The 15613-nt window shown below is 71.3% G+C and carries 16 protein-coding genes; 9 read left to right on the top strand and 7 right to left on the bottom strand.

The annotated features are described in order from the left end of the window. Window positions 1-250: 250 nt before the first annotated feature. The 3 genes from lpdA to ET495_RS07575 all read left to right on the top strand — a co-directional run bounded on the left by lpdA (window position 251) and on the right by ET495_RS07575 (window position 3184). Window positions 251-1654, top strand: coding sequence for a dihydrolipoyl dehydrogenase (gene lpdA, locus ET495_RS07590; RefSeq protein ID WP_129203941.1), 1404 nt, complete (start codon window positions 251-253; stop codon window positions 1652-1654). 594 nt (window positions 1655-2248) lie between these two features. After that, window positions 2249-2596, top strand: coding sequence for a hypothetical protein (locus ET495_RS17610; RefSeq protein WP_162616401.1), 348 nt, complete (start codon window positions 2249-2251; stop codon window positions 2594-2596). Window positions 2597-2725: 129 nt separating this feature from the next. Next, window positions 2726-3184: a hypothetical protein gene (locus ET495_RS07575; protein WP_129203939.1), complete on the top strand. Its 459-nt coding sequence runs from the start codon at window positions 2726-2728 to the stop codon at window positions 3182-3184. A gap of 80 nt (window positions 3185-3264) precedes the next feature. Here ET495_RS07575 and ET495_RS07570 read toward each other — a convergent pair whose 3' ends face one another. The 4 genes from ET495_RS07570 to ET495_RS07555 form a co-directional block, all read right to left on the bottom strand. Continuing rightward, entirely contained in the window at window positions 3265-4350 is a 1086-nt protein-coding gene (locus ET495_RS07570; protein ID WP_129203937.1) for a fatty acid desaturase family protein, read from the bottom strand. A 175-nt stretch (window positions 4351-4525) separates the two neighbouring features. After that, a complete protein-coding gene (locus ET495_RS07565) occupies window positions 4526-4888 on the bottom strand; it encodes a LapA family protein (RefSeq protein WP_129203935.1) in 363 nt (120 codons plus the stop codon). A 101-nt stretch (window positions 4889-4989) separates the two neighbouring features. Then, window positions 4990-6087 (bottom strand): fatty acid desaturase family protein, encoded by a 1098-nt coding sequence (locus tag ET495_RS07560; RefSeq protein ID WP_211340931.1) that lies wholly within the window; start codon window positions 6085-6087, stop codon window positions 4990-4992. Further along, complete coding sequence (locus ET495_RS07555; protein WP_129203933.1) at window positions 6071-6625, bottom strand: hypothetical protein; 555 nt, start codon at window positions 6623-6625, stop codon at window positions 6071-6073. Before ET495_RS07555 ends, ET495_RS07560 begins: the two co-directional genes overlap by 17 nt. Before the next feature lie 78 nt (window positions 6626-6703). Between ET495_RS07555 and ET495_RS07550 the strand changes: the two genes are divergently transcribed. After that, window positions 6704-7042 (top strand): DUF6221 family protein, encoded by a 339-nt coding sequence (locus ET495_RS07550; protein ID WP_129203931.1) that lies wholly within the window; start codon window positions 6704-6706, stop codon window positions 7040-7042. 81 nt (window positions 7043-7123) lie between these two features. On the opposite strand, the gene ET495_RS07545 is transcribed toward ET495_RS07550, so the two are convergent. Next, the gene (locus tag ET495_RS07545) at window positions 7124-7903 is read right to left on the bottom strand and encodes a GntR family transcriptional regulator (RefSeq protein ID WP_129203929.1); all 780 of its coding nucleotides are present in this window, start codon (window positions 7901-7903) and stop codon (window positions 7124-7126) included. 248 nt (window positions 7904-8151) lie between these two features. On the opposite strand from ET495_RS07545, the gene ET495_RS07540 reads away from it, so the two are divergent. The 5 genes from ET495_RS07540 to ET495_RS07520 are packed head-to-tail and all read left to right on the top strand — an operon-like array spanning window position 8152 to window position 12857. Then, on the top strand, window positions 8152-9519 hold the full coding sequence (locus ET495_RS07540) for a PTS fructose transporter subunit IIC (protein ID WP_245993366.1): 1368 nt from the start codon (window positions 8152-8154) through the stop codon (window positions 9517-9519). A gap of 28 nt (window positions 9520-9547) precedes the next feature. After that, a complete protein-coding gene (locus ET495_RS07535) occupies window positions 9548-10579 on the top strand; it encodes a Gfo/Idh/MocA family oxidoreductase (RefSeq protein WP_129203927.1) in 1032 nt (343 codons plus the stop codon). Window position 10580: 1 nt separating this feature from the next. Then, entirely contained in the window at window positions 10581-11648 is a 1068-nt protein-coding gene (locus tag ET495_RS07530) for an alcohol dehydrogenase catalytic domain-containing protein (RefSeq protein WP_129203925.1), read from the top strand. A 31-nt stretch (window positions 11649-11679) separates the two neighbouring features. Beyond that, complete coding sequence (deoC, locus tag ET495_RS07525) at window positions 11680-12402, top strand: deoxyribose-phosphate aldolase (protein WP_129203923.1); 723 nt, start codon at window positions 11680-11682, stop codon at window positions 12400-12402. Continuing rightward, window positions 12399-12857: a PTS sugar transporter subunit IIA gene (locus ET495_RS07520; protein WP_162616400.1), complete on the top strand. Its 459-nt coding sequence runs from the start codon at window positions 12399-12401 to the stop codon at window positions 12855-12857. The genes deoC and ET495_RS07520 overlap by 4 nt, the downstream gene beginning before the upstream one ends. On the opposite strand, the gene ET495_RS07515 is transcribed toward ET495_RS07520, so the two are convergent. Both ET495_RS07515 and ET495_RS07510 read right to left on the bottom strand, forming a co-directional pair. Next, complete coding sequence (locus ET495_RS07515) at window positions 12858-13577, bottom strand: hypothetical protein (RefSeq protein ID WP_129203919.1); 720 nt, start codon at window positions 13575-13577, stop codon at window positions 12858-12860. It lies immediately after the preceding gene. Between the two features lie 465 nt (window positions 13578-14042). Beyond that, on the bottom strand, window positions 14043-15605 hold the full coding sequence (locus tag ET495_RS07510) for a choice-of-anchor M domain-containing protein (RefSeq protein WP_129203917.1): 1563 nt from the start codon (window positions 15603-15605) through the stop codon (window positions 14043-14045). Window positions 15606-15613 lie beyond the last annotated feature (8 nt).

The following is a 15613-nucleotide window of genomic DNA, read 5'->3' as shown; positions in this document are numbered from 1 at the left end:
GTGGGCATGGACTGAGGGCGGCGAGCCGTGGCCGTCGTGGGCGGCTGCTTCCCGTGGCGAACGTTGTGCATCCCAACACCGCTGGTGGGCGCACCTCCAGCGCGTGATAGAACCGCCGTGGAGTTCTCACACCACCGTGAAAACACGTAGATCAGTCCGCGCACGAGCGGGTGTCGCCGTGCGCCAGCCGGGGTGCGGATGCGACCCACGTCACGCAAGACGCACGCTCCGGGCGTCTTAGGCTTGCGCCATGGCTTCCCACTTTGACGTCGTTCTTCTTGGCGCGGGCCCCGGTGGCTACGTCGCCGCCATCCGTGCCGCGCAGCTCGGCAAGTCCGTCGCGATCATCGAGGAGAAGTACTGGGGCGGTGTGTGTCTCAACGTCGGCTGCATCCCCTCGAAGGCGCTGCTGCGCAACGCGGAACTGGCGCACATCTTCCACACGCAGAAGGACTTCTTCGGCATGTCCGGAGAGGTCAGCTTCGACTTCGGCCGTGCCTGGGACCGCTCGCGCGAGGTCGCCGACGGCCGCACCAAGGGTGTCCACTTCCTGATGAAGAAGAACAAGATCACGGAGTTCGACGGCCGTGGCACGTTCGTGGACGCCAAGACCATCCAGGTCGCGCTCAACAACGGCGGGACCGAGACCGTGACCGCAGACAACGTCATCATCGCGACCGGCTCGCAGGTGCGCCTGCTGCCGGGCGTCGAGCTGTCGGACAACATCGTCACCTACGAGACGCAGATCATGACGCGCGAGCTGCCGTCGTCGATCGCCATCGTCGGCGCCGGCGCCATCGGCATGGAGTTCGCCTACGTCCTGAAGAACTACGGCGTGGACGTCACGATCATCGAGTTCCTCGACCGCGCGCTGCCCAACGAGGACGCCGACGTCTCCAAGGAGATCGCCAAGCAGTACAAGAAGCTCGGCGTCAACGTCCTGACCTCGACGGCGGTCCAGACCGTCACGGACAACGGCTCGTCCGTGACCGTCACCTACCAGGGCGTCAAGGACGGCAAGGCCGGCGAGCTCACCGTCGACAAGGTGCTCATGGCCGTCGGGTTCGCCCCGAACGTCGCCGGCTACGGCCTGGAGAACACCGGCGTCGCCCTGACCGACCGCGGTGCCATCGCCATCGACGACCACATGCGCACCAACGTCCCCGGCGTCTACGCCATCGGCGACGTCACCGCCAAGCTCATGCTCGCCCACGTGGCCGAGGCCATGGGCGTCGTCGCCGCCGAGACCATCGCCGGCGCCGAGACCATGACGCTCGGCGACTACCGCATGATGCCGCGCGCCACGTTCTGCTCCCCGCAGGTCGCGTCGTTCGGCCTCACCGAGGCCCAGGCCAAGGACGAGGGCTACGACGTCAAGGTGGCCTCGTTCCCGTTCATGGCCAACGGCAAGGCGCACGGCCTCGGCGACCCGACCGGGTTCGTCAAGATCGTCGCCGACGCCAAGTACAACGAGCTGCTCGGTGCGCACATGATCGGCCCGGACGTCTCCGAGATGCTGCCGGAGCTCACGTTGGCCGCCAAGTGGGACCTCACGGCCGACGAGGTCGCGCGCAACGTGCACACGCACCCGACGCTGTCGGAGGCGATCCAGGAGGCGATCCACGGGATCGCGGGGCACATGATCAACTTCTGATCCCACGCGTATGGCGTGATCTGGATCACATCTGGTCAGAGGCCCGGATCTGCGAGTTTTCGCAGGTCCGGGCCTCTTGCTGTGCCCGGGGAGGCGTGGACACCTGGAGACAGAAAAGAGGCCCAGCAGTTCCATCCGCTATGGCACGGGGTGGCACGGCGCGCTCTACGAGGCCGCCCCGGAGCGATGGCGGATCGCCGTGCTGCTCGCCGCCTGGTGCCAGCGGCGCCGAGGTGAGGCCCTCGACCTGCAACGGCGGGACATCGTGTGGTCCGACGACGGGGCGTCGGCCACGCTGTTCGTGCGCCCCCAGAAGAACGGCTCGACGTGCGACCGCTACCGGTGCCACGATCTGCGGCACACGGGGCTCACGCGGTTCGCCCTGGAAGGCGCGACGTTCGCCGAGCTGATGCGCCGCGGCGGTCACGCCGACATCCAGGTCGTCCTGAGGTACCAGAAGGCGACCATGGAACGCGATGTCGACCTCGCCGCGACGATGAGCCGGACCGTCGCTGCCGAACTCGGTCGCGCGCGCCGGGCTGGGCCAGATGCTGCCCAGGTTCGCCGTGCGCTCGGGATCTCGACGACGAGCTCGTGCTCGACGTCGTCGAGGTCGACGCGCACCAGGCGGCCGACGGGCCGGAGCGGTTCGCGCTCCGACACCTGTCGGTCCATCAGGCCGGCATCTTCTGCTCCGGTGCCGGCCCCGCCGACTACTGCGCTCTCGAGTTCCTCGGCGAGACGACCGGCACCAGACCGCGCCGTGTCCCGTTCTGGTCCGACGTCGTCGACGGCGCCGACGAGGTCCAGTTCTGGCAGGTCGGAGCAGTTGCGCATGAGCGTCACCGCAGGTCAGAACTGCAGGCCACCACCGGAAGTGCGCCAGAGCCGAAGACCGTGCAGACCCCGTCGTGGCCACGGCGCTCGGGCCAGAAGGACTAGGCCAAAACCAGCGACGTCACCCTGCGGCCGACCAGGGAAGCGCGGCCCCTCGCTCATGCGACGCCGGAAGATGCGCCGGGCCCACGCCGCGCCTACCGTCAGACTCACACCACAGCGGGGAGCAGAACCATGGATCAGCCGTTCGACGCACTCGACATCTTCACTCCGGCCGTCCGGGAGGAGATCCTCTCGATCCCCGGGTTCGCCGACCTGCTGCGCGACCAGTGGCTCGAGAGCGAGGGCCCGGAGGCCCCCGAGTCGATGGAGATGAAGAACTTCGGCCCGGGTCAGCTCGACGAGCACGGCATCCAGTGGCTGCTGGACAACTCGCCGGACGAGGTCGACGGCGTCGTCGTCCCGGCCGACGTCCCGCACTGGCGGGCGTCCGAGTGCGTGGTGCGGGTCGCGACCGGCCCGGCTGCCGCGAAGGCGCGCGCACTGGTGGTGAGCATCGCGCGCGAGCTCGAGACGAGCGGGCGGGCCGACACGTCGGCGTTCCGCGCGTACGTCGAGAGCATCCAGCGGCTCCTCGACGAGCGCAAGGGCCAGCCGGAGACCATCGTGACGGGCTTCGCCCACCAGTTCTGAGGTCACCGGGTCCCGAGGTCACCGGTCCGTCCGGGCGGGGACGGCGTGGACCCGGCCGGGCCGCCACGCCGTCGTCCGCGTCAGTACCCCCGCAGGGTCTGCCGCGTCGGGCAGTCGAACGGGTCGCGGGCCGCGAGGCCGACGCGGTTCAGGTAGCCGACGACGATCGCGTACGACCGCAGCAGGCTCGTCTCGGTGTAGGGCACGGCGTGGGCGGCGCAGTGCTCGCGCACGAGCAGCCGGGCGCGGGGCAGGTGCGGGCGGGGCATGCTGGGGAACAGGTGGTGCTCGACCTGGTGGTTGAGGCCGCCCATGAGGGCGTTCGTCCAGGCGCCGCCGCGGATGTTGCGTGAGGTGAGCACCTGCTTGGACAGGAAGTCGAGGTGGCTGCCGTCGGGGACCAGTGCCATGCCCTTGTGGTTGGGTGCGAAGGAGGCGCCCATGTACACGCCGAAGACGGCGAGCTGCACGCCGAGGAACGCGAACGCCAGGCCGGGCGGCAGCCACCAGAGCACGACGGCGGTCCCCAGCGCGAGCCGGACGCCGATGGTCGTCAGCTCGGCTGCCCGCGCGGGCGGGCCGGTGCGCCGCATCAGCGACCGCACCGACGTCAGGTGGAGGTTGAGCCCTTCGAGCGTGAGGAGCGGGAGGAACAGCCAGCCCTGGTGGCGGGTGACGAGAGCGAGCAGCCCGCGGCGCTCGCGCGCGGCCTGCTCGGTGAAGACGATGACGTCGTCGGCGACGTCCGGGTCTTTGCCGACGTGGTTCGGGTTGGCGTGGTGGCGGGAGTGCTTCGACATCCACCACGAGTAGCTGATGCCGACGACGGCGTTGGCGAGGATGCGCCCGACGCGGTCGTTGGCGGGACCGGAGGCGAGCACCTGCCGGTGGGCGGCCTCGTGCGCGAGGAACGCGCACTGGGTGAGGATCACGCCGAGCGCGCCGGCGATCAGCAGCTGGAACCACGAGTCGCCCAGCAGCACGAACCCGGTGGCGGCGCCGGCGAACGCGAGGGCGAGCCCTCCCGCGATCCGCAGGTAGTAGCCGTACGCGCGCCGCAGCAGTCCCGCCTCGCGGACGGTGCGGGACAACGCGCCGTACGAGCTCGTGTGGGGTGCCGCCGAGAGCCGAGCGACGTGCTCCTCGACCGTGGTGACGGGGGGCATGCGTGCCTCGCAGGGTCGAGGTCGGCTTCCCAGCCGGGGAGGGGTGAGCGGCGGCTCTGTCGTGCGGATCACTTCACCCTACGGGGGCGCGGGACCTGGACCAGTGGGGCTGTCCCCCGAACGTGCGGCCGGCCGCCCCGGGTTTGTGCCCCGGAGCGACCGGCCGCGTGGCGTCCTACGGGCGTCGGTGGAGGCGTCGTCGCAGCTGGGTGATGCGGACGCTGCCGATGATCACGGCGATCACACCGACTCCGACGCCGGCCACCAGGAGCGCGACGGCGAGCGGGACGTCGCCCTGCATGCCCAGGAACGAGACGAGGACCGGCTGGGTGTTCTGGAGCATGAAGACGATGAGGGCGACCAGGAGCAGGGCCGCGATGCACACCCCGAGCCAGAGCGCGCCGGCCCGGCTGCGCGGGGCCTTCTCGGGGTGGGTGGTCGTCCGCGTGACGTGAGGTGCCGTGCGTCTCCCGGCGACGGGCCTGAGCGGGGTGCCGTTGGTCGCGTCGGCCAGCGGCGGGGTGGGGGCGGTGGCCATGACGGCCTCCTTGCCTCTCCGGGCCCGCGCACCTCAGACGAGGGGCGTTCGTCCCGGATGCCTTCGACTGTACGCGTCTTGCGCCCGCCCGGGTCCGTTCCTCACCGCCCGAGCCGTGCCGCCAGTGGGCAGGAGAACGGGTCGCGCGCGCGGTGCTCGACGTCGTTGAGGTAGCCGACGACGATCCGGTAGGACGCGAAGAAGCCGACCTCGGTGTAGGTGACGCCCAGGGTCGAGCAGTACTCGCGCACGAGCGGCTGGGCGCGCCGCAGGCTGGGTCGGGGCATGCTCGGGAACAGGTGGTGCTCGATCTGCCGGTTGAGCCCGCCCATGAGGAAGTCGACGACGATGCCGCCGCGGATGTTGCGTGACATGAGCACCTGCCGGCGCAGGAAGTCGACGTCCGCGTCCGCCGGGACGATGGGCATGCCCTTGTGGTTGGGGGCGAAGGCCCCGCCCAGGAGCACGCCGAACAGTCCGAGCTGCACCGCGAGGAACGCAGCGGCGATGGCGGGCGGGAGCAGGATCACGAGCACGGCGACGTTCAGGGCGAGACGGGTCAGCAGGACGGGGACCTCCACCGCGCGGTGGGTCACCGGGCCCCGGCCGAGCACGGTCCGCACGCTCGCCACGTGGAGGTTGAGCCCTTCGAGGGCCAGCAGCGGGAGGAAGAACCAGCCTTGACGGCGCGCGAACCAGCGCCGCCATCCGTGCCGGACGGCCATGGCCGCCGGGGTGAACGCGATGAGCCCGGGCGCGATGTCCGGGTCGTGGCCCTCCCGGTTCGGCGCCTCGTGGTGGGCGTTGTGCTTGGCCGTCCACCAGGTGTGGCTCAGGCCGACGAAGACGTTCGCCAGGATGCGGCCCGTCCAGTCGTTCCACCGGTGCGACCGGAAGACCTGACGGTGCGAGCTGTCGTGCCCCAGGAACGCGAGCTGGGCCAGGATCACCGCGAGCGCTCCGGCGAGCAGGAGCTGCCACCACGAGTCCCCGACGAGCACGATCGCCGCCCAGGTCAGGCCGAAGGCGGTGACGGTGGCGACCAGCCGCGTCCAGTAGTACGCGTAACGCCGGCGGTGCAGCCCGCAGTCGCGCACGATCTTCGCCAGGACGGAGTAGTCGCGGCTCGTGTCCCTGCGGGTGGGAGCAGTCCGCGTCCTCTCGCTGGTCAGCGCCGGGCGCTCACTCGAAGCGGACACGATCCGCCTCGGCTTGGACCCGGGCGGCGCGCACCGACTCCGCCGCGGTCCACCGCGCGCGTTCGTCGTCGCTGCGCCGGCGGGCGTCGACGACGGACTGCTCGGCGTCGCGCATCACCGCCGCGATCTGCGCGGCGAGCCCGCCGGTGAGCGTCGCGAGGCTGGTCTGCGAGATCTCCAGGCGGCGGTCGGCGACCTTGAGGGTGACGCCGGGGTAGCCGTGACCGGCGAGCCGCGCCGCGGTGGCGGGGCTCTCGATGAGGGCGCGTTCCTCGGGCAGCACGTGGCGGGACAGGACTCCGGGCACCATGTACCGCTTCGGCGCGCGGTCGGTGCCGAGCTCGGGCGGCAGCGCCGCGGTGAGCACGCCGCGCACGAAGAGCGTGCCCTGGGGCTGGGGTGCGGGGGTGGCGCGCTCGTGCCCGCCGTCGTCGTCCCACCGGGCGCTGGAAGTCTCCTCGTCCCGGGCGGAGGACCGTGCCTGCGCCGACGAGCCGTCATGATCGGCCTCGTGTGGGCCGATCCCTCGATCACCCACTCCTTGACGGTACTCCTCCGATCGCCGTCGGTGTGGACGCGGGTGATGCCGGCTGCGGCCCACCCGTATGCTGCCGGGGTGACTCTGAGCGCCTTCCTGACCGCCCGCCTGGACGAGGACGAAGCGCGGGCTGTGGCCGAGGAGCTCCGGCGCGGCTCAGGAGCACTGGACGAGACTCACGCAGGCGAGGTCGAGCGGACGTTCACCCCGGCGCGCCTGAAGGCCGAGGTCGACGCGAAGCGCCGGCTGCTGCGCCTCGCGTACGAGGCGACGGGCCTCGACATGGACAAGGACCTCGAGCGTGCCGTCAATGCCCGGGAGGACAGCGGAGTGGCGTTCGTGGGGGAGCGCATGCTCCAGGCGCTGGCGCTGCCGTACGCCGACCACCCGGACTACGACGAGGCGTGGCGGCCCTGACGGGCGGGTGCGTCACGGCCGGGCTGCGACGGGGTGCTCGACCGACGCCGGGCCGGGCCGGCGTCGCACGGTGACGGCGCCCTACTTGACGTGCTGCGCCATGGGGCGTGAGGGCCCCCGTGGGGAGCGTGCCAGCTCGACTTCGAACCGGCTTCGATCGCCGCGGTGGTACGCCACGAAGGACTCGACCGGACGGCCGTCGGCGTCGAAGCTGACGGAGCGGAGCAGGAGCACCGGCGCACCCTCGGGAACTCCGAGGCTCGCCGCGATGCTCGACTTGGCGGCGACCGCCTCGACGGTCCGCCGCCCGTGGGCCAACGTCACGCCGTACTTCGTCTCGAGGATCGCGTAGAGCGACGTCTCGGTCAGGTCGTCGTGGACGAGGCCCGGCGCGAGCGCCTGCGGGATGTGCGTCACGGTCAGCACCCACGGTTCCTCGTCGACGAACCGCAGGCGTTCGATCTCGATCACGGGTTCGCCGTGCTGGAGCCCGAGCTCATCTGCCACTCTCTCGTCGGCGGGGACGAGGTCGACGCGACGAACCGCGCTGCGCAGGTGCCCGCCTCGCGCCGCCACGTCCTCGAACAAGCCGGTGAGCGACTGGACCAGACCTTCGGAGGTCTTCGGCTGTGCGACGAACGTGCCGCGTCCCTTGACGCGCTCGATCACACCTTCGGTCTCCAGCTCCGCCAGCGCCTGGCGGACCACGGTCCGGGAGACTCCGTACAGGGCGCAGAGCTCGTGGTCTCCTTCGATCCTGTCGCCTGGGCGCAGGCCGCGATCCGTGATGCTCGCGCGAATGCCTTCTTTGAGCTGGAAGTAGAACGGCAGCGGCGACGATCGATCGATGCGTTCGCTCATGTCTGAAGAGGATAACGGTCTCCCCCGCGTGCGGACGCGCCCTCCGGCGACCGCTGTGGGGGACGGGCGCCGTTCAACTTGACATCCTGTACGTACAGGCGCGCATACTGGGGCTGCGGGCGAGGCGCCCATGGTGCCCGGCAATGGCGTCGGGCGAGACGGGCGGCTCGGCTCCCTGAGCAAAGGAGCGTGCAATGAAGAGGATCGTCGCGATCACATCGTGCTGAACCGGGATCGCCCACACGTACATGGCGGCCGAGGCCTTGCAGGCGGCAGCCGCGGAGAAAGGGATCTCGCTGCGGGTCGAGACGCAGGGCAGCATCGGCGCTGAACACGTGCTGACCGCGCAGGAGATTGCCGATGCGGACGCCGTGCTCATTGCGGCCAACGCCACGGTCAACAAGGACCGGTTCATCGGGAAGCGGCTCTACGACACCAATGTCGAAGACGGTATCCGGCGGCCCGGAGAAATCCTCGACAGAGCGTTGGCGACCGTCGACGTCTACGGCCCGGATGCCACCGAGAGCGGGCCGGCGACGCCGGGGGCGGCGCACGATCCCGCGCGCACCGGTGGTGGCCGGGGGTTCGGCGGGGCATACCGCCACCTCATGACGGGCGTCTCCTACATGATCCCGTTGGTCGTCGCCGGCGGAATCAGCATCGCGCTCTCCTTCGCGTTCGGCGGGATCCATGCGGAAGGGGCGGTCGCGAGCGCCTTCGGGACCATCGGATCGAGCGCGTTCGGGCTCATGTTCGCCGTGCTGTCGGGGTTCATCGCGTTCTCCATCGCCGACAGGCCCGCCCTGGCGGCCGGCCTCATCGGCGGGTTCATCGCGAACTCCCTGACAGCCGGGTTCCTCGGTGCTGTCGTCACCGGCTTCCTCGCCGGCTACGTCGTGCTGGCCATGAAGAAGTGGATCAAGATGCCCAGCGGATTGTCCGGGCTGCTGCCCGTCCTCGTCATTCCGTTGATCTCGTCGGTCATCGTGGGGCTGGTCATGATCTTCGCCCTCGGCAAGCCGCTGACGGCGCTCAACAGTTCTCTGAGCGGCTGGCTCAACTCGATCTCGGGAACGAACGGTGCCATTCTTGGGCTCATACTGGGAGCGATGATGGCTATCGACATGGCGGGTCCGATCGGCAAGGCCGCGTACTTCTTCGGCGTCGCCACGCTCACGTCGCTCTCGGCCGGACAGACGTCGCTGATCATGGCCGCCGTCATGGCGGCCGGAATGGTTCCGCCGCTCGCGATGTCGTTGGCCACCGTGATTGCCAAGAGTCGCTTCACCAAAGAGGAGCGTCAGGCCGGAGAAACCGCTTGGCTCCTGGGGCTGTCGTTCATCACCGAGGGCGCGATCCCGTTCGCCGCCGCCGACCCGCTGCGGGTGCTTCCCTCGGTGTCCATCGGCTCGGCCGTGACCGGCGCGCTGTCGATGCTCTTCGGTTGCGGTCTGGCCGTGCCCCACGGCGGGCTGTTCGTCCTGCCGATCCCAGGTGCCATCTCCCGGCTTCCGCTGTTCCTGGTCGCCATCGCTGCCGGCACCGTTCTCGCGGCCGTGGTCGTCTCCGTCATCAAGCCGGTCCGGACCCCTGCGCCCGTGCCCGCTGCGGTGTAGGCGTCCGTTCCACTCGAAGGGGAGACTCATGAACAGCAGCGTGCGTGTCGGACTCATCGGCGCAGGCCGAGCGGGCAGGATCCACGGCCGTGCCATCGCGGCCGACGTCGTGGGCGCCGAGCTGGTCGCCGTCTGCGACGCGTCGCACGAGGTGGCCGAGCAGTCGGCGAGAGAGCTTGGCGCCGACCTCTGGGCGACCGACTACCAACGGTTGCTCGAAGCTCCCGAGGTGGATGCCGTCGTCGTGGTCACCCCGACCCGGCTGCACCGCGACATCGTGGTCGAGGCGGCCGCGCGCGGCAAGCACGTCCTGTGCGAGAAGCCGATGGCCATCACCGTCGCGGAGTGCGAGGAGATGAACGCAGCCGCGGCCGCCGCAGGAGTCCGGCTCCAGATCGGCTTCATGCGTCGCTTCGACGCGAGCTTCCGCCGTGCCAAGGAGGCCATCGAGTCGGGAGCCATCGGCGACGTGGTGGTGGTCAAGTCCCACACCCGCGGCCCGAGCGTCCCGCACGAGTGGATGTACGACCTGCGCGCGAGCAACGGCCCGCTCGCCGAGGTGAGCAGTCACGACATCGACACCCTGCGGTGGCTCACCGGCAGCGAGGCCGTCACGCTGCAGGCCTTCGCCGGCAACTTCCGCAGCGAGGCCGCGCGGTCCGAGTACCCGGACTTCTACGACGCCGTGCTGATGAACGTGCAGCTGCGCAGCGGTGCGCTGGGCAACATCGAGGGCCAGCAAGGCGTTCGGTACGGGTATGACGCGCACGTCGACGTCGTGGGGACGCACGGAAGCGTCCAGGTGGGGAGCCTGCGCGGCAACTCGACCGTCGTCAGCACGGCCGACGCCGGCATGCGTGCCGACATCGTGCCGAGCTGGCGAGACCTGTTCCAGCAGGCCTATGTCGCCCAGGACCAGAGCTTCATCGACGCGATCCGAGCCGAACGCGACCCCGAGGTCACCGGCGAGGACGGCCTCCGCGCGGTCGCGATGGTCGCGGCCGGCAACGAGTCCATCCGAACGGGACGCCGTGTCGCCCTCGACGCCCAGGAGGACTGACATGGAGGACAACGGACCGCTGATGCGGGCGGCGCGCCTGTACGGCCCGGGCGACATTCGGGTGACGGAGGTGGGCAGGCCTCGTCCGGGGCCGGGCGAGATCCTCCTGCGCACGACCGCGGCGTCCCTGTGCGGCTCCGACCTGCGCATGATCGCCAACGGATACCGCGGCGTCGACGTGGACCATCCCCTCACGCTGGGGCACGAGTTCGCCGGCACGATCGCCGAGGTCGGGCCCGGGGTGGTGGGGTACGAGGTCGGGCAGTCCGTCGCGGTGGCGCCCAACTATGGGTGCGGGCGATGCGAGTGGTGTGTGCGGGGCATGACGCACCTGTGCCCGGTCTACGAGGCCTTCGGCATCACGATCGACGGCGCGTTCGCGGAGTTCGTGCTGGTTCCCGCGGGTCCGGTCGCGCAAGGCAACCTGCTCGTGCTGCAACCGGACACCGCCCCGGAGACGGCGGCGCTCTACGAGCCGTTGTCCTGCGTCGTCAACGGCCAAGACGTGATCGGTGTGGGTGTCGACGACGTCGTCCTGGTCGTCGGCGCGGGTCCGATCGGGCTGATGCACGCCTTCCTGGCGCGAGCCCGCGGCGCGGCTCGCGTCATGCTCACCGACCTGTCCGCCGAGCGCGTCGCGGCCTGCGTCCGGCTCGGGTCCTTCATCGAGGCGGTCCCCGCACAGGAGGCGATGGTCGGATCGGTGCTGTCGCACACGGGCGGGCGCGGTGTCGACGTCGCGATCACGGCGGCGCCCTCCGCGGCCGCGCAGGCCGCCGTCGTCGAGGCGATGGCGACCAACGGTCGCGTCCTGTACTTCGGGGGGCTGCCGAAGTCGGCCGGCAGGGTTCAGGTCGACACGAACACCATTCACTATCGGCAGCTGCGGGTCTGTGGGTCGGCGCGCGCGAGCGTGGCGCAGTACAGGACTGCCGCGGCCGTCGCACAGGGCGGCGCCGTCCCGTTGCCGCCCATGATCTCGAAGGTCTTCCCGCTGGCCGAGTTCTCGGGTGCCGTCGCGTTCGCCGGCGCGGGCCAGGGCATCAAGACGGTCATCTCGTACGACTGACAGACGAGGAACACCCACGAAGGAGGACGCCATGGACATCAACAACACGCTCGGGGTCTTCGATCCCGACACCATCACCGAAAGTCAGCTCTGCTCCACCTTCGACCACACGCTGCTCGCCGCGTTCGCCCAGCGCGAGGGGTTCGAGCGGTTGTGCCGCGAGGCGTCCGACAACGGGTTCGCCATGGTGGCGGTCAACTCCGGGCAGACCGCGCTGTGCCGTGAGCTTCTCGCCGGGAGCAGCGTCCGCGTGGGAGCCGCCATCGGGTTTCCCCTGGGGCAGACGACAACCGACGTCAAGGTGCTCGAGACCGAGCGGGCGATCGCCGACGGCGCAGGCGAGATCGACTACGTGATCGACGTCGGCAAGGTGAAAGACGGCGACTTCGCGTCGGTGCAGGCAGAGATGGAGCGGATCGTCGGCGTGTGCCGGCCCCACGGCGTGCTGTCGAAGGTGATCTTCGAGAACTGCTACCTCGAGCGCTCCGAGATCGTGAGGCTTGCCGAGATCGCCAGGCAGGTGCGCCCGGACTTCATCAAGACATCCACCGGGTTCGGGCCGTCCGGCGCCACCGTCGAGGACGTGAGGCGGATGAAGGCGACCGTCGGTGCGGACGTCAAGGTCAAGGCGGCCGGCGGAATCCGCACGTGGGAGAGGTGCGCGGCGATGCTCGGTGCCGGCGCGGAGCGCATCGGCACGAGCAGCGCCCTGCGGATCCTCGACGAGTTCCGGACGCAGAGGGGAAAGCAGTGACGACGGCCGGAGGCCACGCCGCGCTCATCACGCCGGACCTCGTGCTGCTCGGCGCGACGGCGGACGACCGTGACACCGCGATCAGGGTCGCCGCGAGCCGACTGAGCCGCGCGGGGCGGCTCACCGACGAGCACGCCTATGTGCAGGCGGTGCTCGAGCGTGAGGCCGCCACGTCGACGGCCGTCGGGTTCGGGATCGCGACTCCGCACGCCAAGACCGACGCCGTTGCCCGCACCTCGATCGCCGTCCTCCGGCTCTCGACGGCCGTGAGGTGGTCGGGCGAGGACGACGTCGATCTCGTCGTCCAGCTCGCCGTCACCGAGGCCGACCGAAGCGACGAGCACCTGCGGATCCTTGCCGCGCTGGCACGGCGGCTCGTCCATGCCGACTTCCGGGCGCAGCTGCGCGGCACACCGACCGCGCAAGGCGTCGTCGACCTGCTCGACGGCATCTGATCACGGCGCGCCGCGCTCGGTCGGCCGCTCCCCGCCCGCACCGGGGTCGGGGCTGACCGTGACGCCGGTGATGTGTGGGCGTGACTCGCTGCGGCGTGGCGTGCCGGGCGAGTCGTGGATCGTGCTCGTCGCTCCGGACGTGCCGGTGCCTGGGACCCGCCGCCGCAGGTTGCGCACCGCGAGCCCCGCGGCCGCCGCAAGCAGAACGAGCGTTGCCAGCAGCGTCCACGGCACGGCCCACACCAGCGTCGCCGGGCCGGTCACCGCGGTGGCCGCGGTGAGGTCCTGACCCCGCGAGGTCACGTCGGGGGCCTCGAGCGTCAGCCACAGGGGGCCGAGCGGGGGCACCCGGTCGAGCGTCCCCGACGTGGTCGTCGCGCCCCCCGGCAGCACCTCGCCGACGTCGTGCAGCGGGACGGTCGCGGTCCACAGCCCGAACAGCGAGCGCACGTGCACCACCGTGCGCGGGTCGAGGCGCACGTTGCCGGAGTTGACGAGCGTTGCCTCGACGTCGAGAGCGCCGGGCGAGACCGGCCCGATGCGGCCCCGGTAGGCGCCGCCGAGCCGGTCGACGTCGACGGCGGGCGCCACCGTGCCGGCGACGCGCACGTACAGGCGCGTCCCCGCGGCGTACCCGACCGACGGGCCGTCGTCCTGCTCGACGACGGACACGGCGAGGATGCCGCCCGCGTGGTCGCCGGGTTCGGCGTCGGCGGGCACGTCGAGCGTGAACGGGACGACGGCGGCGCTGCGCGGTGCGACCGAGACCCGGGTCTCGGCGAGCGAGGTCCACGCGCCGACGCGTGCGGCGTCGTCCTCGGGGCCTGGACCTCGAACTCGGTCTGCGGGGTCTGGCCGGCGTCCTGGGCGTACAGGTCGAGCGTCAGCGGCTGGTCGCCGAGGTTGCGCACCGCCACGTGGTCCTCGTGGCGCCGCCCGGGCTCGACGGTGACCTCGATGCGACCGCGGCCGTCGGGCCCGTCCGCGGTCGCGGGCACGACCGCCCACGTGCGGGGGCCGGGCTCGGGGTCGGCCGTTCGGGCGTCGGCGGCAGGCGAGAGCAGCACGGCCCACAGGGCGGCGGCCACGGCGGCGGTGCGGGGCATGAGGTTCCTTCACGGGAGGGTGCCGGTGTCCGGCACGGTGACGCCGGCCGGGCGCGGCGGCCCGGCCGGCGTCGGGCGGTCAGATGACGGCGAGCAGCACCAGGCCGGTGTACGTGCCGGGCGTGGTGGACAGGGGGGCGTCGATCGCCAGGTCGGCGCCGAGCACCGACGTGCCGATGGACGACCCGGCCCGGGCCGAGCCGAGCTGGCTCCAGCCCCTGATGCCGGTCCCGTGGGCGAACCCGGGCAGGACCGCCTTCCCGGCGACCGCGCCGCCCGTCGTGGACACGACGCGCGGCGTCCAGCCGACGTTGGCGCCGTCGATGGCCCCACCGTCGACGGCGACCAGGCCGCGCACGCGGCCGGTGGCCGACCAGCCGAGGTTGTCGGCGCGCGTGTCGGTCACGGTGATGCCCGTGATGGTGCCGGTCGAGGTGTACCGGGTGGCCGTGGCGTTGAGGGTGAGGTCGGACAGCGTGGCCTTCTTCCCCTCGGGCGAGACGGACACGACGAGCGCGCCCTCGGTCACCGGGAGCGTCGCCTCGATCTCGGGCCCCAGGACCGGGGTGTTGCCGTGGTCGTCGACGAGGATGTCGACGGGCTCCGACTCGGCGACGAGCTGGTCGTGGTCGTCGTAGACGGCGACCTTGACCTGGTGCGTGGCCGTGACGACGAACCCGTACCGGTCCGTGTCGGCTCCCTCGACCTGCTGCCACTGCCCGTCGGCCGCGGTGCGGGTGAACCAGCGGTGGCGGTCGGAGACGTGGGTGGACTGCTCGGCCGTCAGGCCGGCGACGTCGCCGGTGTGGTAGTGGCCGCCGACGCCCGTGACGGTGAGCGTGGTCGTGGCGGGCGGCTGCCCGGGCTGGCCGGTGGGCTCGCCGGTGGGCGGGCTGGTGGGCTCACCGGTCGGCTCACTGGTGGGCTCACCGGTCGGCTCGCCGGTGGGCTCACCGGTCGGCTCGCCGCCGGGTGAGCCGACGACGAACGTGTACGTCGCCGCGTTCGACGTCGCGGTGCGGGAGCCGTCTTCGCTGGTCACCGTGGCCTTCGCCGTCAGCCGGTACGTGCCGGGAGCGGTGAAGCCCCAGTTGGCGTGCGCGTGCGCCGTGGCGTCCTGGTGGACGGTGCCGGGCAGCGTCCACCCGTCCGCCAGGAGCTGGCGCACGTCGCCGAACGCGCCCGTGGACCACAGGTACACCTGGCCCGGCCCGTCGACCGCCGAGACGACGATGTCCGTGTCGGCGCCCGCGCCGTAGCGCGACGCGATCTCCAGGGTGTCCCAGCCGGGCCACACGAGGTTCTGGTCCTGGGTGAGCGGCAGGTAGTACAGCGAGGTCGGGGCGCCGGGCGGCAGGTGCGTGGCGGGCAGGTCGGTCAGGTGCGCCTGCTCCTTGACGACCAGCTCCACCGACTCGGGCGCCCGGTGGACGTGCGAGCCCGTGACGTCCTCCTTGAGGTTGAGCCGCACGGTGCCGTCGTCGTTGAGGGACAGGTTGAACAGGTCGATGTGGCCGGTGTCGAACCGCTGCGGGTCCGTCAGGTCACCGCCCGCGGCACGCGCGGAGGCCGGGACGACGGCGAGGGCGAGGGCCGCGACGATCGCGGCGGCTCCCGTTCGTCGCTTGGACGAGGTTCGCATGATGTCTC

Source organism: Xylanimonas allomyrinae, from assembly GCF_004135345.1.
Classification (GTDB): domain Bacteria; phylum Actinomycetota; class Actinomycetes; order Actinomycetales; family Cellulomonadaceae; genus Xylanimonas; species Xylanimonas allomyrinae.
Note: the sequence above shows the minus strand (reverse complement) of the source record. Positions and strands in the feature narration are given on the sequence as shown.